The organism is Cellulomonas sp. T2.31MG-18 (assembly GCF_964266755.1).
Classification (GTDB): Bacteria; Actinomycetota; Actinomycetes; order Actinomycetales; family Cellulomonadaceae; genus Cellulomonas.
This window is the reverse complement of the sequence record NZ_CAXWGW010000002.1, coordinates 454,147-479,160: the sequence shown is the minus strand read 5'-3', so window position 1 is coordinate 479,160 and position 25,014 is coordinate 454,147. Positions and strand designations below refer to the sequence as shown.

Below are 25,014 nucleotides of genomic sequence, written 5' to 3'. Positions count from 1 at the left end.
CACTCAGCCGATCGGTGCCAGGTCGGCGCCGTTGGTGGCGATCACGTGCTGCATCCAGGTGAAGGAGTCCTTGCGTGACCGGGCGAGCGTGCCGCGCCCCAGGTCGTCCTGGTCGACGTAGATGAACCCGTACCGCTTGGACATCTGCGACGACGACGCGCTGATCAGGTCGATCGGCGCCCAGGAGGTGTAGCCGCGCAGGTCCACGCCGGCCTCGATGGCCAGCGCCATCTGCTCGATGTGGGCGCGGAAGTAGTCCACCCGGTACGGGTCGCGGATGCGACCGTCGGTGTCGACCGAGTCGGCGTAGCCCAGACCGTTCTCGACGACGAACAGCGGCTTCCGGTAGCGGTCGTAGAGGTCGATGAGTGAGATGCGGAGCCCGACGGGGTCGATCTGCCACCCCCAGTCGTTGCTCGGCAGGTACGGGTTCTTCACGCCCATGATCGTGTTGCCGGGCGTGCGGTCCGCATCCGGGTCGACCGACTCCGTCATCGACATGTAGTAGCTGAACGAGACGAAGTCGACGGTGTGCTCGCGCAGCAGCGCGTCGTCGCCCGCCTCCCACGGCACCGACAGGCCCTTGCGCCTCATGGCGGCGAGCTCGATCGGCGGGTACTCCCCGGACACCTGCACGTCGGCGAAGAAGTGGTTGTGCAGGTTCTTCGCCTGGGTGGCCGCCACGTCGTCCGGATGGCACGTGCGCGGGTAGGTGGTGAGCATCGTGAGCATGCAGCCCATCTGCGCTCCGGGCACCAGCGCATGCAGGTCCCGGGTCGCGATGGCGGAGGCGACGAACTGGTGGTGCGCAGCGCGGTAGCACGCCACCTCGAGACCGTCCTCGCAGAGCTCCTCGATGACCCCACCCGAGGTGAAGGGGTGCCGGATGATCGAGTCGATCTCGTTGAAGGTCAGCCAGAGGCTCACCAGGTCGCCGTACTCGGTGAAGCACGTGCGGGCGAACCGCGCGAACAGCGCGATCACCTCCCGGTTCGCCCACCCGTTCAGCCGGGTGGCCAGCTCGAGCGGCATCTCGTAGTGCGACAGCGTCACCAGTGGCTGGATCCCCCGCGCGCGCATCCCCTCGAACAGCCGCCGGTAGAACGCGACGCCCGCCTGGTTCGGCTCGTTCTCGAAACCCGTCGGGTAGAGCCGGCTCCAGGCGATCGAGACCCGCAGGACGGTGAAGCCGAGCTCGGCGAAGAGGTCCAGGTCGCCCTCCCACCGGTGGTACAGGTCGATGCCACGCCGCTTGGGGAAGTACGTGACGTCCGCCGTCGCCATCGCCTCGGCGATCGAGGCGAGGGTCACGGCGTGGTGGGCGGCGTACTCGGTGTTGGCGAGCGCGGGCTTGTAGGTGGCGACGTCGGCTACCGAGGGCCCACGGCCGTCGGCATCCCAGGCGCCCTCGCACTGGTTGGCTGCGAGGGCGCCGCCCCAGAGGAACCCGTCAGGAAACATCGGCGGTCGCCCTGGTCGAGACGGGGAACAGCGGGGCGCCGGCCGTCACCTGAGCACCCGCACGGACCAGGCCCACGTGGACGGCTGCGCCGTTGGTCACCACGACCGGCGTGGTGGTGTCGTACCCGTCCGCGCGGATCGCGTCCAGATCGGCGGTGATCAGCAGCTGCCCCACCTCGACCCGATCGCCCTTCGTCACGTGCGCGGTGAAGTGCGTGCCGTTCAGCCGGACGGTGTCCAGCCCCACGTGGATCAGCAGGTCGACCCCGTCGTCGGAGCTCACGGCGACGGCGTGGTGGGTGTCGAAGAGCATCGACACCACGCCTGCCGCCGGGCTCCGGAACTCGCCGGACGTGGGCCGGACGGCGCACCCGTCGCCCAGCACGCCACCGGCGAACACGCGGTCGGAGACCTCGGCGAGAGGTACGACGGTGCCGTCCGTCGGGCTGAGGACGTCGTGCGGGCTCAGCGCCTGGTCCGGGTCCACGGGAGCCTTCGCGGCGACGACGCCGCGCACCTTGAGCGTGGCCGAGGCGGCGTCGCTCCAGGTCAGCATCGCGACGACGAACGCGGTGACGAAGGCGATCGCGGCGCCGACGATCGCGTTGACGATGTTGCGCGGGTCGTTGGCGTTGATGAACATCGACATGCTCGCGAGGCCGGGGCCGACGGCCACGTACGAGGTCACGTGGGTCACGCCGAGCCACGTGGCCCCAGCGGCGGCGCCGGACAGGACGCTGATCAGGGCTCGCTTGTTCTGGATGGTGATGCCGTAGAGCGCCGGCTCGGTGATGCCGAACAGTGCCGACAGGCCGGCCGAGACCCCGGTGGAGCGCATCTCGGTGTCCTTGGTCCGCAGCGCCACGCCGAAGCTGGCGCCGGACTCCGCGATGTTGTGTGCCAGCGAGACCGGGTTGTACAGAGGCTCGTAGCCGGCGGTGCTCAGCTGGTTGACCACGTACGGGATGAACGCCTTGTGCATGCCGACGGAGATGATGAACGGCAGTGCCACGGCCAGCAGCGGGAACGCCACCCAGCCGAGCGTGTGGAACACCCACAGCACGCCGGTGGTGAACCCGGTGCCCAGCCGGAAACCGAGCGGGCCGAGGAACAGCAGCGTCACGGGCACTGTCACCAGCAGCCCGACCATCGGCACGAAGAAGATGCGGATGGGCTTCGGCGTCACCCGTGTGAGGAACCGTTCGACGACGGCGAGCAGCAGCACTGCGAGGACGGCGGGGAACACCTGCGAGGAGTAGGTGACGTTCGGGATCGCCAGCCCGAACACCGAGGTGCCGTCGGCCATCCGCTTGGTCATCGACGGCAGCACCAGCACGGACACGGCCGCGACCGCCACCAGCCGGTTGGTGTTCAGCTTGGTGGCCGTGGTCACTGCCACCAGCAACGGCAGGAAGAAGAAGGTCGCGTCGCTGATGGCGACCAGCGTGGTGTAGGTCGCCCCGTTCTTGGACAGGCCGAACATCGTCGCCAGCAGCATCAACGACTTCAGCACGCCGGCACCGGCGATCGCGGGGATCAGGGGTTGGAACACCCCGACGATGAAGTCGAGGATCCGCGCACCCCAGCCGCCCTGGGACGCCTCGGCCGGTGTCCCGCCCGCCACGGCCGTCCCCGCTGCGTGCCCGGCCCCGGCGCCGGCGCCGCCCATCCCGCTCAGCCTGGACAGTGCGGCGTGCACCTCGACGACGTCGTTGCCGATGACCACCTGGGGCTGGATGCCGACGACGCCCATCACGCCGGGCACCGCCTTCAGGCGGGCGTGGTCGACCTTCTTCGTGTCCGCGACGGTGAATCGCAGGCGCGTCGAGCAGTGCTCGAGGTGAGTCACGTTGCCCGGCCCGCCGACGGCGTCCAGGATGCCGCCGGCCGTCTTCGCGTAGTCCACGGTGAACTCCTTCGTTCCGTGCGTGGCCGCGTTCGGGCAACAAAAAAAGGACCTGACGGCGGCGGCACCGCGAGGTGCCACGACCATCAGATCCTGCCCGGAAACCGGTCACATGTCTGGTGTGGCGCCGAGCCTGGCACCGACCCTGCGCGCTGTCAACCCGTCCATCGACGTCCCGAGGCGCCGGCCCGGCGGGCCGCGAACGGCGCCGTCAGCCGTGGACCACGTCGGTGCGCTGACGCGTCGCTTCGGCGTCGAGCGAGACCTTGACCACCACGCCGACATCCGTCCCACCGTCAGGGGCAGGGCCCAGCTCCACGGTCAGCGCCGCATGGTCCTGCCGCCACTGCGGCGCGTCCGCCTGACCCAGCACGCTCACCGCGCGGATCCCCCGGGTCAGCAGTCCCCGACCTGACCCGAACGACTCGATCCGCGCCGTCCCGTCCGCGGGCCGCCGCAGCACGATGGCGTAGACGTGGTCACCCGTGACGTCCGTGCGTGACGTGAACCGCACGTCCGCCGAGGTGTAGGCCGTGGCCTCGTGGTCGACGAACGACCCGACGGCCACCGCCGTCGGCCCCTCGCCCGCCACCGCCCACGGGCGTGTGCCGTAGATCGCCTCCCCGTTGCGCGACAACCAGGCGCCGATGCCTTTGAGGAGCTCCTGCTCGGCCGCGGGGATGGTGCCCTCAGGGGTGGGCCCCACGTTCAGCAGCAGGACCCCGTTCTTCGCCACGACGTCCACGAGCTCGCCCACCAGGTCGGCCACCGACTTGTAGTCGTGGCCCTCGACCCAGCCCCAGGAGCTGCGCGAGACCGACGTGTCGTTCTGCCACACCTGCGGACGGATCCCGGCGATCGACCCCCGCTCGACGTCGTACACCGCACTTCCGTCCGCGAAGGACGTCCACTTGTAGTTGATGACGACCTCGCGCCCCCACTGGGCAGCACGGTTGTAGTAGTACGCCGCCAGCTTGCGCACGTAGGGCTCGAACGCCGGCTGCTCGATCCACCAGTCGAACCAGAGCACCTGCGGCCGGTACCGGTCGACGATCTCGACCGTCCGCAGCAGCCAGTCCTCGAGGAACTGCTCGTTCGGCGCGGTCTCCTCCCGCTGGGCCGGGCCGTAGAAGTCCACGAAGGCCGGGTCCAGCACGTCGGAGTCGAACCGGGCGCCGCCGTTCATGAAGAACCAGTGCTCGGCACGGTGCGACGACGCCCCGGCCACCAGCCAGGCACGCCGCGTGGCATCGAGCAGGTCGCCGAGCACGTCCCGGCGCGGACCCATCACGGTGGCCTTCCACCGGGACCGGTCCGTGTCGTACATCGCGAACCCGTCGTGGTGCTCCGCCACCGGCACCACGAACTGCGCGCCGGCACGGCGGAACAGCGCCGCCCACGCATCGGGGTCGAACTGCTCCATGGTGAACGACGGGATGAAGTCCTTGTACCCGAACTCGTCCTGCGGCCCGTACGTCGCCACGTGGTGCTCGAACTCCGGCGTGCCGGCGCGGTACATCTCCCGCGAGTACCACTCGTTGTGGAAGGCGGGGACCGAGAAGACGCCCCAGTGCAGGAAGACGCCGAACTTCGCGTCCAGGTACCACCGCGGCGGCTGGTAGGCGGCCAGCGACTCCCAGCTGTCCCGGAACGGCCCGGCCGCGATCACCGCGTCCACCGCCGACAGTCCCGCCGAGTTGTCCGCCACGTCCACCGCCGGCGGCAACGCGGTCCAGTCGGCACCGCGCCGAACGACCTCACTCACGTCGACTCCCTTCCAGCCGGGCGCCCGGCCGCAGCCGGATGCACTCAGTCGATCCTGACCGGCTGCCCCTTGGTGGCGCTCAACGTGGCCGCGTCGGCGAGCACCAGCGCCTCGCGCCCGTCGAGCAGCGACGGGGAGGGGCGGGTGCCCTGCACGACGGACTTCACGAAGTGGTCGAGCTCGGCCCGGTACGCCTGGGCGTACCGCTGCAGGAAGAAGTCCAGGTAGGGCCCCGCGGCATCGGAGGTCCGGGAGCCGAAGTACCGCACCTGGGTCGCCGTGTGGTTCTCGGCACGCAACGACCCGTACGGCCCGAACGCCTCCAGGCGCTGGTCGTACCCGGTGGCGCAGTGCCTGCTGTTGATGATGGTGGCGAGGGCGCCGGACGCGGCGCGAAGCGTGAGGACCGCCCCGTCGAAGTCGCCCGCGGCCTGGATCTCGGGATCGATGTTCTGGCCTGCGGCGGAGACCTCGACGACGTCGCCGAGCATGAACCGTGCCATGTCGAGGTCGTGGATCGTCATGTCGCGGAAGATCCCGCCCGACTGCGCGACGTACGACGCCGGCGGGGCCTGCGGGTCGCGGCTGATGATCGTCAGCTGCTCGAGCGGCCCGATCTCGCCGCGCTCGATCCGAGCCTTGACCTCCGCGAAGCCGGGGTCGAACCGTCGGTTGAAGCCCACCATGACGCGATCGGCGCGGTCACCGACCGCGGCCAGGCAGCGGTCGACGCGCTCGATGTCCAGGTCGACCGGCTTCTCGGCGAGCACCGCCTTGCCCGCCTCGACGCCCGCGACGATCTGCTCGACGTGGAAGGGGGTCGGGGACCCGACGATGAGGGCGTCGACGTCGTCGGCGGCGAAGACGTCGTCGACGACGGTCGTGGATCGCGCGCCGTGCGCAGCGGCGAGCCGGGCGGCCGCGTCGCCGACCGGGTCGGCGACCAGCACCAGCTCGGCGTCGGGGTGCGAGGCGATGGCCTGCGCGTGCACGACGCCGATCCGACCCGCGCCGATGATCGCGAACCTGAGCATGTTCGTGTCCTTCTCGGTGGTGGACGGCTCAGAGCAGACCGAGGCCGCAGGAGGCGAGGAACTGGCGGGTCATCACGGCGTTGGGCAGCGGGAGGCGCGGGTCGCAGGGGTACAGGTCCTGCTCGCAGATGACGTACAGCTCCTTGTCGAGGCCGGCGAGGGCGTCGACCAGGCTCTTCATGTCCGGGGCGCCAGCCGGCGGCCGGACCGAGAGGCCGCGTGCGACGGCCTCGCCGAAGGGCCAGTCCTTCTCGTGCGACTCGCGCGTGAGGTCCACGTCGAACGCCTTGATGTGCACGTAGGAGATGCGCTCGGGGTACTTCTTGATCATCTCCAGCGGGTCGCCACCGCCGTAGACGATGTGACCGGTGTCCAGGCACAGGTTCACGTAGGTCGGGTCCGTCGCCTCGAACACCCGGTGGATGTCGTCCGGCGTCTCGATGTGGCTGTCGCCGTGGGGGTGCAGCACCATCTTCAGGCCGTACTCGTCCTTGAGGATCTGGCCCAGCCTGTTGGCGTTCTCGACGTACAGGCTCCACGCCTCGGGCGAGAGCACGCGGTCGTCGGTGAACTCCCACGTCTTCTCGTCCCGGAACATCGGGGGCAGGTGCACGATGTACTCCGCGCCGACCGCGGCGTGGGTCTCGGCGATCGCGCGGAAGGTCTTCTCGGTCTCGGCCCAGGCGTCGGCCTTGTGCAGGATCCCCCAGCCGGTGCCCGCGACGACGGTGAAGCCGTTGTCGTCCATCACCTTCTGCAGGTGCCGGGCGTCCTTGGGGAAGTAGCCGTACGGCCCGGTCTCCATGTACTCGAAGCCGGCCTCGGCCATCTCGGCCAGCGCCTTCTCCCAGGGGATCTGCTTCTCGTCGTCCGGGAACCACACACCCCACTGGTCGGGGCAGACGCCGATCGTCAGCTTGCTGTACCGCGGATCGGTGTTGCGGGCCTTGCTCATGACGGCTCCAAGACGTGCGTGGGGGTGGGTGCGGGTCGGGGCGACGCGTCCTGCACGGCGCCCATCGTGGCGCCGGCGGACATGACCTGTCAAGCAATTGTCCTTACATTTAGGTCTGCACCCGCGCTACTTCTGCGCATCTCCCGAGAAGTGGAACGACACCGCGTCGGGCTGCGGCAGCCAGCGCTCGGTGACCACCTTGGCGCGTGTGAAGAACCGGACGCCCTCCGGCCCGTACATGTGGCTCTCGCCGATCAGCGAGTCCTTCCAGCCGCCGAACGAGTGCCAGGCGACGGGCACCGGGATCGGCACGTTGATCCCCACCATGCCCACCTGCACCGCTCGCTTGAAGGTCCTGGCCGCCTCGCCCGACGACGTGAACAGCGCAGTGCCGTTGCCGTACGGGTTCGCGTTGATCAGCGCGATGCCCTCCTCCAGACCCGAGATCCGGATCACCTCCAGGACCGGCCCGAAGACCTCCTGCCGGTTGATCGTCATCTCCGGGTGGACGCCGTCGATCACCGTCGGGCCGAGGAACCAGCCGCCCTCGGACCCGGGGACGACCGTGTCCCGGCCGTCGACCAGGATCTTCGCCCCCTCGGCCTCGGCCGAGTCGATCAGCGACGTGATCCGGGCCTTGGACTGCGCGGAGATGATCGGCCCCATGTCGGAGTCGGGGTGGTCGCCCGGGAGCACCCGGACCGCTCGGGCGCGGTCGGCCACCAGGGCGATCAGCTCGTCGGCGACCTCCTGCTGCACCAGCGCGACGGGCAGCGCCATGCACCGTTCACCGGCGGCGCCGAACGCGGCGGCGACCAGGCTGTTCGCCGCGTTCTCCAGGTCGGCGTCGGCGAGCACGATGCCGTGGTTCTTCGCCGCGCCGAGCGCCTGGCACCGCTTGCCGTGCTCGATCGCGGTCTTGTAGATGTGCTTCGCCGTCGGCGTCGAGCCGACGAACGACACCGCGGCCACGTCGGGGTGGGTCAGCAGGCGGCCGACCACGTCCGGGGTGCCGTGCACCACGCTGAAGACGCCGTCCGGCAGACCCGCCTCCTTCCACAGCTCGGCGATGAGCATGGCGGCGCTCGGGTCACGGTCCGGCGGCTTGAGGATGAACGTGTTGCCGGTCGCGATCGCGACGGGGCTCATCCACAGCGGGATCATCACCGGGAAGTTGAACGGCGTGATCCCCGCGACCACGCCGACGGGCTGGCGGAAGGAGTACACGTCGATGCCGGTCGCCGCCTGCTCCGAGAACTCGCCCTTGAGCAGCTGCGGGATGCCGCACGCGAACTCGACGACCTCCAGGCCGCGGGCGATCTCGCCCTTGGCGTCCGAGATCACCTTCCCGTGCTCACGGGTGACGATTGCCGCCAGCTCGTCGGTGTGCTCGACGAGGAGCTCGCGGAAGCGGAACAGGATCGCGCTGCGCTTGCCGAGGGGCACCTGCGACCAGGCCGTGAACGCGGCGGCGGCGCTCGCGACGACGCGGTCGACGTCCGCCGGGGTGGCGAGCGCCAGCTCGGCGACGACGTCACCGGTCGCGGGGTTGTAGACCGGCGACGCCGTCGCGTTGTCACCCACGAAGGGCGCTCCGTCGATCCAGTGCGGGATGGTGGTCGTCATCAGGGCTCACTCCTCGGAACTGCCGTCGAGAGGGTCACAGGTAGCGGCGTTGCGGGACGCGCGCCTCGTCGTACTCGGCCCGCGCGCGCTGCGTGCTGGCCAGGGTGGAGACCGCCGCGACCGGCACGTCCCACCACGCCGTGCCGGGAGGGTTGGGACCCAGCAGGTCGGTCTCGATGTGGATCACCGTGGTGACGTCGCAGGCGACGGCCTCGGCGTACGCGCGCCGGAAGTCGTCGATGCCGTGCGCGACGAGCACCCGGGCGCCGAGGCTCTCGGCGTTCTTGACGAGGTCCACCGGAACCGGGTCACCGTCGAGCAGCCCGGTCTGCGGGTTCCGCATCCGGTACCGGGTGCCGAACCGCTGCGAGCCACGCGACTCCGACAGCGCCCCGATGGACGCGAAGCCATGGTTCTGCAGCAGGACGAGGATCACCTTGACCCGCTCGGACACCAACGTCGCGATCTCGGTCGGCATCATCTGGTAGCCGCCGTCGCCGACGATCGCCACGACCTCCGACTCGGGACGCGCCAGCTTGGCGCCGAGCGCGGCCGGCACCTCGTAGCCCATGCACGAGTAGCCGTACTCCAGGTGGTACCCGACCGGTGTCCTGGCCCGCCACAGGCACTGCAGGTCACCGGGCATCGACCCGGCCGCGTTGATCAGGATGTCGTCGTCGCCCATCAGCTCGTTGAGCGCGCCGAACACCTCGGTCTGGGCCGGCAGCGGCCCGTGGCCGAGGTGGTAGCACTCGTCGGTCACCTGCTGCCACGCCGCCACCTCGGCGGCGGCCCGGGCCTGGTAGGCGTCCGTCGTCCGGTAGCCCGCCAGGGCGGCGGTCAGCTCGACCAGCGCCTCGCGGGCGTCGGCGACGACCATCGTCGCGGCGTGCTTGGCCGCGTCGAACGCGGCCACGTTGAGGTTCACGAACCGGACGCCCGGGTTGCCGAAGACGGTGTGGCTGGCCGTCGTGAAGTCGGTGTACCGCGTGCCGATGCCGATCACCACGTCGGCGTCGAGGGCGAGCGCGTTGGCGGATGCCGCGCCGGTGGCGCCCACGCCGCCCACCGCCTGCGGGTGGTCCCAGCTGATCGCACCCTTGCCGGCCTGGGTGTCGGCGACCGGGATGCCGGTCGCGGTCGCGAAGGCGCGCAGCTGCTCCGAGGCGCCGGAGTAGACGACCCCGCCCCCCGCCACGACCAGGGGCCGCTCGGCCGACCTGATCACCTCGGCGGCGCGGGCGACCGCCGACGCGTCCGGGCGTTGCCGTGCGACGTACCAGACCCGGTCGGCGAAGAACTCCTCCGGCCAGTCGAACGCCTCCGCCTGCACGTCCTGCGGCAGCGCGAGCGTGACGGCCCCGGTCTCGGCCGGGTCGGTGAGCACGCGCATCGCCTGGGGTGCGGAGGCGAGCAGCTGCTCGGGGCGCGAGATCCTGTCGAAGAACCGCGAGACCGGGCGGAACGCGTCGTTGACCGTGACGTCCGGACCGAGCGGGTGCTCGAGCTGCTGGAGGACCGGGTCCGGGATCCGGTTGGCGAACACGTCCGAGGGCAGCAGCAGCACCGGGATGTGGTCCACGGTGGCGAGGGCGGCACCTGTGATCATGTTGGTCGAGCCGGGACCGATCGACGCGGTGACGGCGAACGTCTGCAGGCGCTCCCGGGTGCGGGCGTAGGCGACCGCGGTGTGCACCATCGCCTGCTCGTTGCGGCCGAGCAGGTAGGGCAGCTCGTCGGGCCCGTGCTCGCCCAGCGCCGAACCCGGGCCGTAGCCGGCGTCGGCAGCCTCGGCGTGCGCCTGCAGCAGGCCCTGGCCCAGCCCGGCGACGTTGCCGTGCCCGAAGATGCCCAGGCACCCGGCGAACAGCTTCTGGCGGTGGCCGTCCCGCTCGCTCCACTGGTGCGCCAGGAAGCGGACGAGTGCCTGCCCGACGGTGAGCCGGACCGTGCCGGGCCGCGGGCTCGGTGGATCGGCGGTCGCGTTCATCGGCGGTCCTCGTGGATCGGGGCGTCGGCGTGGACGCCGTGGACGGGGCTGGGCGCGGGGCTGGTGGTGGCACGCGGCAGCCGGGGGTCGACGGCCTGGTCCGCCCAGGTGCTGCGGACCCACGCCATCGCGGGGTCGTCGACGGCTAGCCACCGACCGTCGGTGGACGGACCGGCCATCACGTTGAGGTAGTACAGGTCGTAGCCGGGGGCGGCCATGCACGGACCGTGGAAGCCGTGCGGCACCAGCGCGGTGTCGCCCGTCCGCACCTCGGCGAGGACGTCGATCGGGCGGTCGGGCGTGCCGTAGGTGCGGTGGTAGCCCACCCCGGGCCCGTCGGGTCCGTCGGCGACCTCGAAGTAGTAGATCTCCTCGAGGACCCGCTCGGACTCGGAGTGCTCGTCGTGCTTGTGCGGCGGGTAGGACGACCAGTTCCCGCCGGGGGTGACCACCTCGCAGACCAGCAGGTGGTCGACGTCCACATCGGTCGCGAGCGTGTAGTTGTTCACCTGGCGGCTGCACGACCCGGCACCGCGAAGGTCGATCCGCACCTCGTCGCGCGGCACGACGCGCAACGGTCGCACGCGCTCGGCCCGCGACGAGGCCACGGCGACCCGTGCCCCGCCGGGACCGGCGGTGACGGTCAGGCGCGAGCCGACCGGGACGTAGGCGAAGTCGGAGGGACCGGCGAAGACGCCGGCACGGCCGGCCAGGTCCACCTCGCCCGGCTCCGGCCCGGTGACCAGCAGGTGCACACCGCCGCGCAGCGGCAGGACCACCGCCTCCTCGCCGGCGAGCTCACGGCTCCACGCCGCACCGGCGCCCAGCTCGCGCACCTCGAGGCCGCTGTACCCCCAGCCGGCGGACTCCGGGGTGACGGCGGTGATCGGCGCACCGCCCGAGGGGTCTGCCGCGCGGCGCACGTAGCGGTCGGTGTCGGTCATCGCGTCGACGCCTCCTGGGACGGGGTGGCGAGCAGGGAGACCGCGGCGTCGACGGCGGCGGCGACGTCGCCCCCGGCGGGGTACAGCAGGGACCGACCGATCGCCAGGCCACGGACCGACGGCTGCTGCAGCGCCGCCGCCCAGCCGGCCACCGCGGCGTCGGCGTCCTCGGCGACCTCGCCGCCCAGCACGAGCGCGGGCAGGGTCGACGCCGCGGCAACCCGCGCCATGTCGGCCACCACCGGCAGCTTGAGCCAGGTGTACGCCGACGTCCTGCCGAGGCCCGAGGCGATGGTGATCGCACGGACGACGTGGTCGGGATCCAGCCGGTTGCGCACCTTCCCGTCGACGCGGGTCGACCAGAACGGCTCCACCAGCGCGATCAGCTGCCGTTCGGCGAGGTCGTCCACGGCGCGCGCGCAGGCCTCGAGGGTGTCGACCGACGCCGGGTCGTCGGGGTCGATCCGGAGCAGCATCTTGCCGCCGTCGAGGCCCGCCTCGGCGATCCCGCGCGCGTCGTAGCCGGTGAACCGGTCGTCCAGCTCGAAAGCCGTCCCGGCCAGCCCGCCGCGGTTCATCGACCCGAGCACCAGCTTGCCCTCGAGGGCGCCGAGCACGGTGAGGTCCTCGACGAGGTCCGCTGTCCCCAGGAACCCGTGCACCCCCGGCCGGCCGAGCGCGACGACGATCCGCTGCAGCAGGTCCCAGCGGTCGGCCATCGCGGCCGGGTCCCGCCCCGCCGCGAGCGCACCCCGGGCGGGGTGGTCGGCCGCGATGATCAGCAGCCGCTCCCCCGGCGCGAGCCCGGCGAACCTCGTCCTGCTCGCCAGGCGTGCCGCGATCCGAGCCGGGTCGGACATGCGGACCGAGACGAGCTCGTCGAGGGACGTCACCGGTCCGCCTCCGCCGCACGGGCCTGCGCGACAAGCGCGTCGACCTCCGCCTCGGTCGGCATCGCGCTCGAGCACTCCAGCCGGGACGCGACGATCGCCCCGGCGGCGGAGGCGAACTCGAGGGTGCGCCGCAGCGGCCACCCCTCGAGCAGCCCGTGGCACAGCGCCCCGCCGAAGCCGTCGCCCGCACCCAGACCGTTCACCACCCGCACCGGCGTCGGCGCGACGACGACCCGTTCGCTTCGCGTCTTGCCGAGCACGCCACCCGGACCCTGCTTGACGACGGCGAGCTCGACACCGGTGTCCAGCAGAGCGTCGGCGGCCCGGTCGGGGTCGGTCTCGCCGACCGCGACGCGGCACTCCTCGAGGTTGCCGACCGCCACCGTGACGCGTCCGAGCACCTCGCGGACCGCCTCGTGGGCGGACTGCTCGCCCGGCCAGAAGGACGGGCGGTAGTCCAGGTCGAGCGCAGTGAACCGGCGACCGGCCCTGGCGTCCAGCGCCGTCAGGTGCGCCGAGCGACTGGGCTCCTCCGCCAGCCCGGTCGCCGTGATCCACAGCAGCGTGGCGTCCCGGACCGCGTCGAGCGGGACGTCCTCCGGGCGCAGCTGCAGGTCCGGCGCGGTGGGCGCGCGGTAGAACCACAGCGGGAAGTGGTCGGGCGGGAAGATCTCGCAGAACGTCACCGGGGTGTGCAGGTCGGGCACCACCACGACGTGGCTGTCGTCGATCCCGAACTCCCGTATCGCACGCCGGACGAAGCGGCCGAACGGGTCCTCCCCGACGCCTGTCAGCACGGCCACGCGGTGGCCGAGGCGGGCGGCCGCGACCGCGACGTTGGTGGGGCTGCCGCCGAGGAACTTGCCGAAGGTGGTGACGTCCTCCAGACCGACGCCGGTCTGGAGCGGGTACAGGTCGACACCGCTCCGCCCGATCGTGAGGACGTCCAGCGGGGGCTCGCTGTGCGCCACCCGTCCTCCTCGCACTCACCGGACCGTCGGGTTCCGTCCCGCCCCCGTGCGACCGCCCACGCCGTGCGGACCGATCGCCACGACGATGCACCCGTGCCGGTCGCATCGTCAAGTCTTTGTCCGGACATATCGTCGTCTGAACGTTCGATCATCGAGCCGCTATCCTGACCGAGAGCCACCGGCCGCGCGTCGGTGCGAGCTCTCCCTGGGCCCGGGCGAGGAGGAGCACACCGTGCCGCAGCCGCTGCGCATCGACCTCGACCGGAGCAGCCCGGTCCCGCTGTACCACCAGGTCGCGCAGACTCTCCAGGCCGCGATCGACGACGGCCGGCTGGTTCCCGGGGAGCTCCTCGAGAACGAGATCTCCCTGGCCAACCGGCTCGGCATCTCGCGCCCGACCGCCCGGCAGGCGCTGCGCGAGCTGGTCGACAAGGGCCAGCTCGTCCGCAGGCGAGGGGCCGGCACCCACGTCGCGCCCGCGACGATCCGCCGGCCGGTCGACCTGACCAGCCTGTACGACGACCTCTCCAAGAGCGGGAAGTCGCCGACCACCGAGGTGCTGGAGCACGAGGTGGTGCCCGCGTCACCGGAGGTGGCGGCGGCGCTGGGCCTGGCCGAGGGGACCGACGTGCTGCGCGTGCGTCGGCTCCGCCGCGCCGACGACGAGCCGCTCGCCCTGCTGACGAACTTCCTGCCGATGGCCATCGCGCCGACCCGTGCCGAGCTCGAGGCCGAGGGGCTCTACGACTGCCTGCGCGCCCGCGGGGTCAAGCCGCAGGTCGCCCGCCAGCGCATCGGCGCGCGGGCCGCCACCGCCGCCGAGGCCCGGGCGCTGGAAGAGACGCCCCGCGCCGCGCTGCTCACCATGGAGCGGACCGCGTTCGACGAGTCCGGTGCCGCCGTCGAGTTCGGTCAGCACATCTACCGCGCGTCGCGGTACTCGTTCGAGACCACGCTCTTCGCCCGCTGAGCGTCTCGGCACCCTTCCCCGGTCGGGCCTGATCCGGCTCAGCTTGACCCTGCGCCCGTGGCCGTCCGGGCCTGCGCCCGTCGCCGTCCGGTCGCCGTCCGGTCCGGCGCACCCACGTCCGTGGAACCAGGTTGTCTGTTTGTCCGGACATATGCTTGACAGGCCTCGCCGGGATGGCATGAGATGAGGCCGCGCACGAGGCCCGCGACCGGGATGCCGCGAGACGCCCGCGCCGACCAGCCGACAAGCGCACCGGAGGACTCGATGGCCCAGCTCGTCCGTGACTGGACCGACCCCGACCGAACCGCCCCTGACCGGACCGACGCTGACCGAACCGCCCCCGACCGGATCGCGGTCGACACCAGCACTCCCCTGGGTCGCATGACGCAGACGTTCCCGCAGACGGCGCTCTGGAACGACTCGGCCGACCCCGAGCAGCTGCGCCGCTCGATGACCTTCGGTGCGGTGGGGGCGACGTGCAACCCGGTGATCGCCCTGGCCGCGATCAAGGCGGACCTGCCGCGGTGGACCGCCCGCATCGGCGAGCTCGCCGACGAACGCCCGACCGCCGGCGAGTCGGAGATCGGCTGGCGCGTCGTCGAGGAGCTCTCCATCGACGCCGCGCACCTGCTCGAGCCCGTCTTCGAGGAGCACGGGGGTCGCAACGGCCGGCTCTCGATCCAGACCGACCCGCGGCTGCACCGTGACGCCGTGGCGCTCGCCGACCAGGCCGACCACTTCTCCGCCCTGGCGCCCAACATCATCGTCAAGCTGCCCGCCACCGCGGCCGGCATCGAGGCGATGGAGGAGGTCACCTTCCGAGGGGTCAGCATCAACGCGACGCTGTCCTTCACCGTGGCGCAGGTGGTCGCCGTGGCGGAGGCCGTCGAGCGGGGGCTGGCGCGGCGCGAGGCCGCAGGCCTGCCGACCGAGCAGATGGGACCGGTCGCCACCATCATGGTCGGGCGGCTGGACGACTGGCTCAAGCACACGGCGAGCAGGGCGGGCACGCTCGTCGGCCCCGGAACGCTGGACTGGGCGGGAGTGGCCGCGTTCAAGCGGGCCCACGCGATCTTCACCGAACGCGGCTACCGCACCCGGCTGCTCTCCGCCGCGTTCCGGAACCACCTGCACCTCTCCGAGCTGGTCGGTGGGGACGTCGTGATCTCCCCGCCGTTCGACTGGCAGACGCGCATCAACGCGAACGGTCTCGACCTGCCCTCGCGGATCGACGCGCCCGTGGACCCCGCGATCGTCGACGAGCTGCGACGGCTCCTCCCTGACTTCCGCCGCGCCTACGACGCGGACGGCATGACCGTCGAGGAGTTCGCCGAGTTCGGGGCCACCCGCCGCACGCTGCGGCAGTTCCTGGCCGCGGACGCCGGGCTGGCGACGCTGGTCCGCGACGTCCTGGTGGCGGACCCCGACTGACGACCCCCGCGACCCCGTCCACGACGACCACCGAAGCGAGCCGCCCCATGGACCGCACGCCCTCAGCATCATCAGGCACCGCCGACCCGGTGCCGTCCACGGGACCGGGCGCGCTGATGCGCACCGAGATCGCCGAGCAGCCGGGACGGTGGTCGGACCTTCTCACCTCCGGGCACGACGCCCTCGAGCAGGCGAGCACTCTGCTGCGCGACGCGCGGCCCGAGCTGATCGTGCTCGCGGCGCGCGGGTCCAGCGACCACGCGGCCCAGTACGCGCAGTACCTGGTGCACCACCGCCTGGGCATCCCCGCGATGCTGGCGACCCCGTCGTCCATCAGCCAGGACGCCGGGCACCTCACCTACCCACGGGCCGTGATGGTGGCGGTGTCGCAGAGCGGTCAGTCGCCGGACCTGCTGGCGACGGTGGAGGACGCGCGCGCCGGTGGCGTCCCGGTGATCGCGGTGAGCAACGACGCGTCGTCGGCGCTCGCGGGGTTGGCGGACGTGCACGTCGACGTCGGCGCCGGACCGGAGCGGTCGGTGGCGGCGACGAAGACCTACACCGGCGAGGTGCTCGCGCTGCGCCAGCTGGTGATGGGAGCGAGCAGGGGGCCGGAGCTCGACGTCGACGCGCTCGTCGCCTCCGCCCGCGCCGTCCTGGCGGCCATGGACGAGCAGGCGGTCGCGGCCGCGGCGGCGCTCGACCGGGCCGACCGCGTGCTGGTCGTCGGTCGCGGCCTGTCGATGGGCTCCGCCAAGGAAGGCGCGCTCAAGCTCATGGAGACCTGCGCCCTCGCGGCGTCCGGGTGGAGCGCGGCGGACGCGACCCACGGCCCCCTCGGCCAGGTGGTGGAGGGGACCACCGTGCTGGCGCTGACCGCCGGCGCGCGGTCGCGGGACTCGGTGCTCGAGTTCGCGCGCGCCGCCGCAGCCCAGGGTGGCCGCGTGGTGACCGTCCTCGACGACGCCCGCCTCGACGGTGTGGACGACGGCTGGGCCCGTGGCGTCGTGCCACGCCCCGCCGACGATCTCGCACCCCTGCTCGAGATCCTGCCGATCCAGCGGGTCGCCCTCGAGCTGGCCCTGCGGCGCGGGCTGGACCCGGACCACCCGCGCGGGCTGCAGAAGGTCACGCTCACCCGATGAGTGCGGGGCGGGGCGGGTGGGAGACGAGCTCGTCGACCCACCCACCACCGCCGACCGCAGCAGCGCTCAGCGCAGGGCGGTCGGCGGCACCGCGTCCATGTCGTCGAAGGACTTGTTCTCCCCCGCCATGGCCCAGACGAACGAGTACGCCGCCGTGCCGACGCCCGAGTGCAGCGACCACGACGGGGAGATGACGGCCTGGCGGTCGGCGACCACCAGGTGACGCGTCTCGGTCGGCTCGCCCATGAGGTGGATCACGCGCGCGTCGGCGGGCACGTCGAGGTACAGGTAGCACTCGGTGCGCCGGTCGTGGGTGTGCGCCGGCATGGTGTTCCACATCGAGCCGGGGTGCAGGCGGGTGACCCCCATCACCACCTGGCAGGACTGGATGCCGTTCTCGTGGATGTACTGGGTGAGCGTGCGCCGGTTGCTGGTGGCCTGGTCGCCGAGCTCGCGCACCGTCCCGTCCTCGGGCAGGGCCAGGCGGTTGGGGTAGGTGGTGTGCGCGGGCGCGCTGAACAGGTAGAGCTGCGCCCCTTCCTCGCCGGCGTCCTCGAACACGACGTCGCGGGTGCCTCGGCCCAGGTAGAGGCAGGCGCCCGGCGTCAGCTCGTAGACCTCGCCGTCGGCCGTCACCCTGCCGGGGCCGCCGACGTTGACGACGCCCAGCTCCCGGTTGGCCAGGAAGTACTCGGCGCGGAGCTCGGGGAAGGCGGGCAGCGGCAGCCGCTGACCGGCCGGGACGGCTCCGCCGAGGACGATCCGGTCGTGGTGGGTGTAGACCGCGGTGACCTGCCCGGGGACGAACACCTGCTCGATCAGGAACCGCTCGCGCAGCTCGTCGGTGGTGAGCCCAGGGAGCTGGTCGGGGCTCGTCGCGTAGCGCTGTTCCATGTCTGCGTCCTCCGGTTGCTGGTGCGGGGTCGACGGGGTCGACGGGGTCAACGGACGAGCCAGCCGCCGTCGACCGGGATGATGGCGCCGTTCAGGTAGTCCGACGCGGCCGAGGCGAGAAACACGAACGCCCCCTGCAGGTCGGCCGGGGTGCCCCACCGTCCGGCGGGGATCCGATCGGCGATCGAGCGCTCGCGCGCCTCGTCGGCCCGGAGCTGCGCGGTGTTGTCGGTGGCCATGTAGCCCGGGGCGACGGCGTTGACGTTCACGCCGCGCGCCGCGAGCTCGTTGGCGAACGCCTTGGTGAGGCCCGCGACCGCGTGCTTGCTGGCGGTGTACCCGGGCACCAGGATCCCGCCCTGGAACGACAGCATCGAGGCGACGTTGATGATCTTCCCGCCACCCTGCGCGACGAACCTGCGGCTGGCCGCCCGTGACAGGTGGAACACCGCGTCGAGGTTGACCGTCAGGACGTCGTCCCAGTCGGAGGCCGGGTGCTCCAGCAGCGGCGCCCGCCGGATGATGCCCGCGTTGTTCACCAGGATGTCGATGCGGCCAAGGGCGTCGACCACGGACTGGACCGCGGCGTCGAGCTCCTCGGGCTTCGCGGCGACGAGGTCGAGACGGACCAGGTGCACGCGCCGGCCGAGAGCCGTGATCTTCTCCGCGGTCTCCTGCGCGAGGCTGCGGTCCAGGAGCGCGACATCCGCTCCCGCCTCCGCGAGCGCCACGGCGGCAGCCTGACCCAGTCCGCGTGACGTGCCGGTCACCAGCGCGACCTTGCCGTCCAGGCGGAACGTGTCGAGGATCATCAGCTCTCCTTCGCCGTGACGAACGTGGTCGTGAGCTCACCGAGGCCGGTGACCCGCACGGTCACCGTGTCCCCGTCGGTCAGGGCGGTGTGGGCGGCCTGGGCCTCGTCCGACCGGGCCGGCGTGCCGGTCGAGATGACGTCGCCGGGCTCGAGGGTCATCACCTGGGACAGGTGGTGCACCAGGAACGCCACGGGGAACACCATCGCGTCGGTGCTGGCCCGCACGGTCACCACACCGTTGCGCTCGACCACCACGTCGCGGCCGCCCAGGTCCGGCACCTCGTCCGTGGTGACGACCCAGGGGCCGAGGGGGCCGAACCCGTCGACGCACTTGCCGAGGGTCCACTGGGAGGACCGACGCTGCCAGTCGCGGTCGGACACGTCGTCGAACAGCGTGTACCCGGCCACGTGCGCCATCGCGTCCGCCTCGGCGACCTGGTACGCCCGCCGGCCGATCACGACGGCGATCTCACCCTCGTAGTCCGGCTCGGTCGCCGCGCGGGGCAGCACGACGGCCTCCGCCGGGCCGCGCAGCACGTTCGGCGTCTTGACGAACACGTTCGGGTGCGCCGGCCGCTCTCCCACGCCTGCCTCGGCGTGCCCGGCGTAGTTGTAGCCCAGGCACAGGATCTTCGAGGGGCGCACGGGCGGTGCCAGGCGCTCACGGTCCAGCACGGGCAGCGTCGCGGGGTCCGCGGCCGCGACAGCGGAGCGGACGGCGGCGAGGGCGTCGTCGTCGGCGAGCACCTGCGCGAGCGTCGCGCCGGCGGTCGCCTCTGCGAGGTCGAGGAGCCGGTCGGTTCCGTCCGGCGCGACGACGACGGCGCCGGGGTGCTCCGCAGTTCCCGCGCCGTGCCGGGCGTCGAAGAAGAAGGTCACGAGTCTCATCGGGTGCGGCCGCTCAGTAGTAGGTGCGCAGGTACTCCGCCAGGCACAAGATCGCCATGGCCTGCCCGTAGGGCATCGAGGTGCGCGGGATGGTGCGGTAGAAGTCCAGGTCCGGGCCCATGCCGGTGCCGAACGACACCTGCTGGAGCTCGCCGTCCGCGGAGACGTTCCCGATGACCGCCCGGACGGCCCGCTCCGCCACGGCGCCGTGCTCGCGCGGCAGGTAGCCCTTGCGGACCGCCTTGAGGATCCCGTAGGCGAACCCGGCGCTCGCGGACGCCTCCAGGTACGAGCCGGGGTCGTCGAGGAGGGTGTGCCAGAGGCCCGACTCGTCCTGCAGCTCGGCGAGGGCGGCCACCTGGGCCGCCAGCACCTCGACGAGGAAGCGGCGTACCGGATCGCCGGTGGGCAGGTCGACCAGGTCGAGGAAGTCCGGGATCGCCATCGTCAGCCAGGAGTTGCCGCGCGCCCAGCGGGCCCGGGCGAAGCTGTGCCGGCCCTCGAAGGTCCAGCCGTGGAACCAGAGCCCGGTCTCCCGGTCGAAGAGGTGGGCGACGTGGGTGAGGAACTGGAACGTGGCCTCGTCGACGTAGTCACGACGACCCAGCAGCAGGCCGATCTTCGTCAGCGGCAGCACGGTCATCATCAGGGTGTCGTCCCACAGCTGCCAGTGGTTCTCCACGGACAGCGTGACGTGCTGCATCCCGCCGTGCGGGGTCCGCGGCATCTCCCGCATCGCCCACTCGGCCCAGGACTCCAGCCACGGCAGCAGGGTGCGGTCGCCGGACTCCTCGTACCGGTAGGCCAAGGTGAGGAACGGCGCCATCGTGTTGACGTTCTTGGTGGTGCCCTCCGCGAGCCGCGCCGCGAACCAGTCGTCGATCACGTCCCGCATCGCCGGGTCGCCCGTCTGGTCGTAGTACTGCCACATGCCGTAGAGGCCGATGCCGTGGGTCCAGTCCCAGCCGGCCCAGCCCTTGGTGTCGATCGCACGGCCGTCGTCGAGGCGGAGCAGGAACTCACCGGTCTCGTCCGTGATGCTCACCAGGTTCGCGGTGAGCCGTCGCACCAGCTCGTGGAGCTCGTCCCGGGACACCAGGCGCTCGGGGGCGCGCAGCAGGGGGCTGTGCCGGACCGGCCAGATCTCCTGGTCCATCGGGGTCTCCAGACGTCTCGCAGCATCGCGTTTCACTGAGAAAAACGTTATGTTTCACTCTGCCCCATTAGTCTGGTGGGGTGGTGCTCGACTTGGCAAGCCGGCGCAGGCCGGCCTCGTGCCACGTCCCACCGGGGAGCAGCGAGCCGACGAGCGGGAGACGACCATGGCGCAGAAGCCGGTGATCGAGGCGGTCGACCGGGCACTGGCCCTGCTCGACGCGCTGGCCGGCGTCGGTCCCGCCGGTGCGTCCCTGGCCGACCTGGCGGAGCAGGCCGACGTCAACAAGTCGACGGCGTACCGGGCCCTCTCGACGCTGCGGCTGCGCGGGTTCGCCGACCAGGACGACGCCACCGGGTTCTACCGGCTGGGTACCGCCGCCTACGAGCTGGGCGACCGCAGCTACTCCCCGCAGAACCTCACGCAGGCGCTGCACCCGGCGCTGGTGACCCTGTCCCGTGCCGCGCAGGAGCTGGTGCACCTCGGCGTGGTCTCCGGCGACCAGGTGCTCTACGTCGACAAGGTCGAGCCGGAGCGGTCCATCCGGGTGTCGTCGTCCGTCGGTCAGCTGGTGCCCGTCGCGTCCACCGCGATGGGACGGGCGCTGCTCGCGGCGCGGAACGTTCCCGACGAGCTCCTCGGCGGCTACCTGAACGAGCTGCCGGCCAGCCGCCGCGTGAGCCTCGAGCGGCTGCGCACGGCGGTGCACCAGGCTCGCGGACGCGGCTATGCGGTCGAGCTGGGCGAGAACGAGCCCGACGTGGCGTGCATCGGCACCGCGATCATGCGGGGCACGGTCGCCGTGGCGGCACTGTCGGTCACCGCGTTGGAGGCCCGCATGACGGACGCCAGGCAGCAGGAGCTCGCGGGGCTGGTCGTGCGTGAGGTCGAGCCCCTGCTGCCGCAGGGGCTCTCGCTGCTGCCGTCGCTCCACGGCTCCGCCGGAGGCTGAGACCCCCCGGCTTCCTTCCCCTCGGCCCGGACGTGGACCAGACGTCGGTACGGGCCCCACGCTCCTCGGCAGCTCGACGAACCCGCCGGCCCCGCCCGACCACGACTGGAGACCCGATGCACCCGACCACCGAGTCCACCTTGGCGCGGGTCGACCGCCTGCTGCGCGACTGGGTCGCTCCTGCGGCGCACCGGGCGCGGCACCCGCTCTCCGCCGAGAGCTGGACGGCGCCCGGCGAGCCGGTCCCCTTCGCCCGGGCCCGCGCCGAGGAGTACGTGCCACACCCCGTCGGGGCTCCGTGGGGCCGCGCGTGGAGCACCGTCTGGTTCCACGTGACCGGACGTGTCCCGGCGGACTGGCCGGAGCCGGGCACCCGCCTCGAGCTCGTCGTGGACCTCGGCTTCAACGACCAGATGCCGGGCTTCCAGGCCGAGGGCGCCGTCTGGTCGCCGGACGGCCGGCTGCTCAAGGGCATCTCGCCGCGCAACGCCTGGCTCCCGCTGCCGCAGCAGGGCGGGTCGGAGGTGGACCTGTACCTGGAGGCCGCGGCGAACCCCGATGCCTACCGCGGCAGCTGGACCACCCCGACCGCGATGGGCGACCTGGCGACGGTCCCCGGCACCGAGCTCTACCGGCTGCTCGCGCTCGACGTGGCGCTGGTCGACACCGAGGTCGAGGGGCTGGTGGCGGACCTCAAGACGCTGCGCGGGCTGGCGGAGGTGCTGCCTGCCGAGTCGCCGCGTCGCGCCCAGCTGGTGGAGGCGCTGGCCCGGGCGTGCGACGCCCTCGATCCTCAGGACGTGTCCGGGTCGGCAGGCCTGGCACGAGAGGTGCTGGCCCCGGCGCTCGCCGCTCCGGCACCGGCCAGTGCGCACCGCGTCCACGCCGTCGGGCACGCGCACATCGACTCGGCGTGGCTGTGGCCCACCAGGGAGACCGCCCGCAAGGTGGCCCGGACGGTGGCGAACGTGCTGGCGCTGATGGAGACCGACCCGGACGTCACCTTCGCCTTCTCCTCCGCCCAGCACTACGCCTGGCTGCAGGAGTCGGCCCCGGAGCTGTTCGAGCGGATGGCCCAGCGGGTGCGCGAGGGCCGGATCGTGCCGGTCGGCGGGATGTGGGTCGAGTCGGACACGAACCTGGTGGGCGGCGAGGCGCTGGTGCGCCAGTTCGTCGAGGGCATGCGGTACTTCCGCGAGCAGCTCGGGGTGGTCCCCACCACCGCCTGGCTGCCGGACTCGTTCGGGTACACCGCCGCGCTGCCGCAGATCGCCCGCCTCGCAGGGTTCAGCGACCTGTTCGCCCAGAAGATGTGCTGGAACGACACCAACCCGTTCCCGCACCACACCTTCTGGTGGGAGGGGCTGGACGGGTCCCGGCTGTTCACGCACTTCACGCCGATGGACACCTACAACGCGCGCCTGGTGGCCGCCCAGCTCGACCGCGCCTCCCGCCAGTTCGCCGACAAGCAGGGGTCCAGCACCTCGCTCGCCGCGTTCGGCTTCGGTGACGGCGGGGGCGGCCCCACCCGCGAGATGGTCGCGCAGGCCCGCCGCACGGCCGACCTCGACGGGTCGCCACGCGTCGAGCTGAGCACGCCGGAGAGGTTCTTCGCCACGGCCCGCGCCGAGTACGCCGACCGGGCGCCGACCTGGGTCGGGGAGATGTACCTGGAGTTCCACCGCGGCACCTACACCTCCCAGGCCCGCACCAAGCAGGGCAACCGCCGCAGCGAGCACCTGCTCCGCGAGGCCGAGCTGTGGGCCACCACCGCGACGGTGCTGACAGGTGCGCCCTACCCGCACCAGGCGCTGCGGCGGATCTGGCGGCTGGCGCTGCTGCAGCAGTTCCACGACATCCTGCCGGGCTCGTCCATCGCGTGGGTGCACCGCGAGGCCGAGGCGGCCTACGCCGCGATCGCCGCCGAGCTCGAGCAGCTGATCGGCGCCGCGACGACCGCCCTGGCCGGGCGTGCCGGAGAGGCCGGAGAGGCCGCAGAGCCGGTGCCCGGCGTTGCGCGGCGTCGGGTGGCCAACGCGTCGCCGTACCCCGTCCTCGGGGTGCCCGCGGGCGGCATCGGGGTGCCGGCCGAGCCGTCCCCGGCGACCCTGGAGCCCGACGGAACCGGCTGGCTGCTGAGCAACGAGGCCCTGCAGGTCCGCGTGGACGCCCGCGGTCTGGTGACGTCAGCCGTGCACCTGGCGACCGGCCGCGAGGTGGTCCCGCCGGGTGATATCGGCAACCTGCTGCAGACGTTCCGGGACATCCCCAACGACTTCGAGGCGTGGAACCTCGACGAGCACTACCAGCGGGTCGGTCGCGACCTGGTCGACGTGGTGTCGATGGAGGTCGACCACGACGGCCCGGTGCCGGGACTGCGGATCGAGCGGAGCTTCGGGGCCAGCCGGGTGGTGCAGCGCCTCCACCTGGCCCCCGGTGACGACCCGACGCTGCACGTCGAGACCCGGGTGGACTGGCACGAGCGGCACACCCTGCTCAAGCTCGGCTTCGCGCTCGACGTGCAGACCACGGACGCCGCCGCGGAGACCCAGTTCGGCTACGTCCGTCGTCCCACCCACGCCAACACCTCGTGGGACGCGGCGAAGTTCGAGGTTCCGGCGCACCGGTGGGTCCAGGTGGGCGAGCCGGACTTCGGCGTCGCGGTGACCAACGACGCCACCTACGGCCACGACATCGCCCGCGTGCGGCACGCCGGTGGGGTCGGCACCCGCGTCCGGCTCTCGCTGCTGCGAGCGCCGAGGTACCCCGATCCCGACGCGGACCTCGGCCAGCACACCTTCCGCGTGGCCGTGACATTCGGCGCGGACCTCCTCCGGGCCGGGGCTCAGGGCTGGGCGCTCAACCTGCCGCTGCGCGAGGTCGGCGCCGCACCGGCCGCCGGTGCGGACGAGGTGGCACCGCTGGTGACCTGCGACAACCCGTGCGTCGTCGTCTCCGCCGTGAAGCTGGCGGACGACGGCGGGCCGGACGTGGTCGTACGCGTCCACGAGGCCCTCGGCACGCGGGCGCGGGCGGGCCTGCAGGTCCGCTTCCCCTTCCGCGCGGTGACCGTGACCGACCTCCTCGAGGAGCCGATGCCGGACCACCCCGAGGCCGCGGCACTGGCCGCGCTGGAGGCGGGAGCCGGCGAGGTCCCGCTCACGCTGCGTCCGTTCGAGATCCGTACGCTGCGGTTCAGGCGATGAGGCATCGATGCCC

19 protein-coding genes are annotated in these 25,014 nt (G+C 72.2%); 5 read left to right on the top strand and 14 right to left on the bottom strand.

Going from position 1 to position 25,014, the window contains the following annotated elements; genetic code table 11:
• Window positions 1–3: 3 nt before the first annotated feature.
• From ACFQTY_RS10080 to iolC, 10 genes are all read right to left on the bottom strand, one after another.
• The gene (locus tag ACFQTY_RS10080) at window positions 4–1,461 is read right to left on the bottom strand and encodes a glycoside hydrolase family 1 protein (protein WP_378099954.1); all 1,458 of its coding nucleotides are present in this window, start codon (window positions 1,459–1,461) and stop codon (window positions 4–6) included.
• On the bottom strand, window positions 1,451–3,454 hold the full coding sequence (locus tag ACFQTY_RS10075; protein ID WP_378099952.1) for a beta-glucoside-specific PTS transporter subunit IIABC: 2,004 nt from the start codon (window positions 3,452–3,454) through the stop codon (window positions 1,451–1,453). The genes ACFQTY_RS10080 and ACFQTY_RS10075 overlap by 11 nt, the downstream gene beginning before the upstream one ends.
• Window positions 3,455–3,578: 124 nt before the next feature.
• Window positions 3,579–5,132 carry an alpha-L-fucosidase gene (locus tag ACFQTY_RS10070; RefSeq protein ID WP_378099950.1) on the bottom strand — a complete coding sequence of 518 codons (1,554 nt, stop codon included), beginning with the start codon at window positions 5,130–5,132 and terminating at the stop codon, window positions 3,579–3,581.
• Between the two features lie 44 nt (window positions 5,133–5,176).
• Window positions 5,177–6,166, bottom strand: coding sequence for an inositol 2-dehydrogenase (gene iolG / locus ACFQTY_RS10065; protein WP_378099948.1), 990 nt, complete (start codon window positions 6,164–6,166; stop codon window positions 5,177–5,179).
• A gap of 28 nt (window positions 6,167–6,194) precedes the next feature.
• Entirely contained in the window at window positions 6,195–7,121 is a 927-nt protein-coding gene (locus tag ACFQTY_RS10060; protein WP_378099946.1) for a TIM barrel protein, read from the bottom strand.
• A 126-nt stretch (window positions 7,122–7,247) separates the two neighbouring features.
• Window positions 7,248–8,747, bottom strand: coding sequence for a CoA-acylating methylmalonate-semialdehyde dehydrogenase (locus ACFQTY_RS10055; RefSeq protein WP_378099944.1), 1,500 nt, complete (start codon window positions 8,745–8,747; stop codon window positions 7,248–7,250).
• Between the two features lie 34 nt (window positions 8,748–8,781).
• A complete protein-coding gene (iolD, locus tag ACFQTY_RS10050; protein ID WP_378099942.1) occupies window positions 8,782–10,737 on the bottom strand; it encodes a 3D-(3,5/4)-trihydroxycyclohexane-1,2-dione acylhydrolase (decyclizing) in 1,956 nt (651 codons plus the stop codon).
• Window positions 10,734–11,681, bottom strand: a complete 948-nt coding sequence (gene iolB / locus ACFQTY_RS10045; RefSeq protein WP_378099940.1) for a 5-deoxy-glucuronate isomerase — start codon at window positions 11,679–11,681, stop codon at window positions 10,734–10,736. The genes iolD and iolB overlap by 4 nt, the downstream gene beginning before the upstream one ends.
• Entirely contained in the window at window positions 11,678–12,574 is an 897-nt protein-coding gene (locus ACFQTY_RS10040) for a deoxyribose-phosphate aldolase (protein WP_378099937.1), read from the bottom strand. Before ACFQTY_RS10040 ends, iolB begins: the two co-directional genes overlap by 4 nt.
• Window positions 12,571–13,545 carry a 5-dehydro-2-deoxygluconokinase gene (iolC, locus tag ACFQTY_RS10035; RefSeq protein WP_378099935.1) on the bottom strand — a complete coding sequence of 325 codons (975 nt, stop codon included), beginning with the start codon at window positions 13,543–13,545 and terminating at the stop codon, window positions 12,571–12,573. Before iolC ends, ACFQTY_RS10040 begins: the two co-directional genes overlap by 4 nt.
• Before the next feature lie 232 nt (window positions 13,546–13,777).
• On the opposite strand from iolC, the gene ACFQTY_RS10030 reads away from it, so the two are divergent.
• The 3 genes from ACFQTY_RS10030 to ACFQTY_RS10020 all read left to right on the top strand — a co-directional run bounded on the left by ACFQTY_RS10030 (window position 13,778) and on the right by ACFQTY_RS10020 (window position 17,091).
• Window positions 13,778–14,515 (top strand): GntR family transcriptional regulator, encoded by a 738-nt coding sequence (locus tag ACFQTY_RS10030; protein ID WP_378099933.1) that lies wholly within the window; start codon window positions 13,778–13,780, stop codon window positions 14,513–14,515.
• Between the two features lie 381 nt (window positions 14,516–14,896).
• The gene (locus tag ACFQTY_RS10025; RefSeq protein ID WP_378099931.1) at window positions 14,897–15,946 is read left to right on the top strand and encodes a transaldolase family protein; all 1,050 of its coding nucleotides are present in this window, start codon (window positions 14,897–14,899) and stop codon (window positions 15,944–15,946) included.
• 116 nt (window positions 15,947–16,062) lie between these two features.
• Window positions 16,063–17,091, top strand: coding sequence for an SIS domain-containing protein (locus tag ACFQTY_RS10020; RefSeq protein ID WP_378099929.1), 1,029 nt, complete (start codon window positions 16,063–16,065; stop codon window positions 17,089–17,091).
• 66 nt (window positions 17,092–17,157) lie between these two features.
• Here the strand turns inward: ACFQTY_RS10020 and kduI are convergent, their stop codons facing one another.
• From kduI to ACFQTY_RS10000, 4 genes are read right to left on the bottom strand one after another with little or no spacing between them, the layout of a single operon-like run.
• The gene (gene kduI, locus ACFQTY_RS10015) at window positions 17,158–17,985 is read right to left on the bottom strand and encodes a 5-dehydro-4-deoxy-D-glucuronate isomerase (protein WP_378099927.1); all 828 of its coding nucleotides are present in this window, start codon (window positions 17,983–17,985) and stop codon (window positions 17,158–17,160) included.
• Window positions 17,986–18,032: 47 nt separating this feature from the next.
• Complete coding sequence (kduD, locus tag ACFQTY_RS10010; RefSeq protein ID WP_378099924.1) at window positions 18,033–18,797, bottom strand: 2-dehydro-3-deoxy-D-gluconate 5-dehydrogenase KduD; 765 nt, start codon at window positions 18,795–18,797, stop codon at window positions 18,033–18,035.
• Window positions 18,797–19,687, bottom strand: coding sequence for a fumarylacetoacetate hydrolase family protein (locus ACFQTY_RS10005; protein ID WP_378099922.1), 891 nt, complete (start codon window positions 19,685–19,687; stop codon window positions 18,797–18,799). The genes kduD and ACFQTY_RS10005 overlap by 1 nt, the downstream gene beginning before the upstream one ends.
• A gap of 13 nt (window positions 19,688–19,700) precedes the next feature.
• Window positions 19,701–20,843, bottom strand: a complete 1,143-nt coding sequence (locus ACFQTY_RS10000; protein WP_378099920.1) for a glycoside hydrolase family 105 protein — start codon at window positions 20,841–20,843, stop codon at window positions 19,701–19,703.
• A 118-nt stretch (window positions 20,844–20,961) separates the two neighbouring features.
• Here ACFQTY_RS10000 and ACFQTY_RS09995 point away from each other — a divergent pair, with 118 nt between their 5' ends.
• Window positions 20,962–21,795, top strand: coding sequence for an IclR family transcriptional regulator (locus tag ACFQTY_RS09995; protein ID WP_378099918.1), 834 nt, complete (start codon window positions 20,962–20,964; stop codon window positions 21,793–21,795).
• A 116-nt stretch (window positions 21,796–21,911) separates the two neighbouring features.
• Window positions 21,912–25,001 carry an alpha-mannosidase gene (locus ACFQTY_RS09990; RefSeq protein WP_378099916.1) on the top strand — a complete coding sequence of 1,030 codons (3,090 nt, stop codon included), beginning with the start codon at window positions 21,912–21,914 and terminating at the stop codon, window positions 24,999–25,001.
• Window positions 25,002–25,014: the final 13 nt, after the last annotated feature.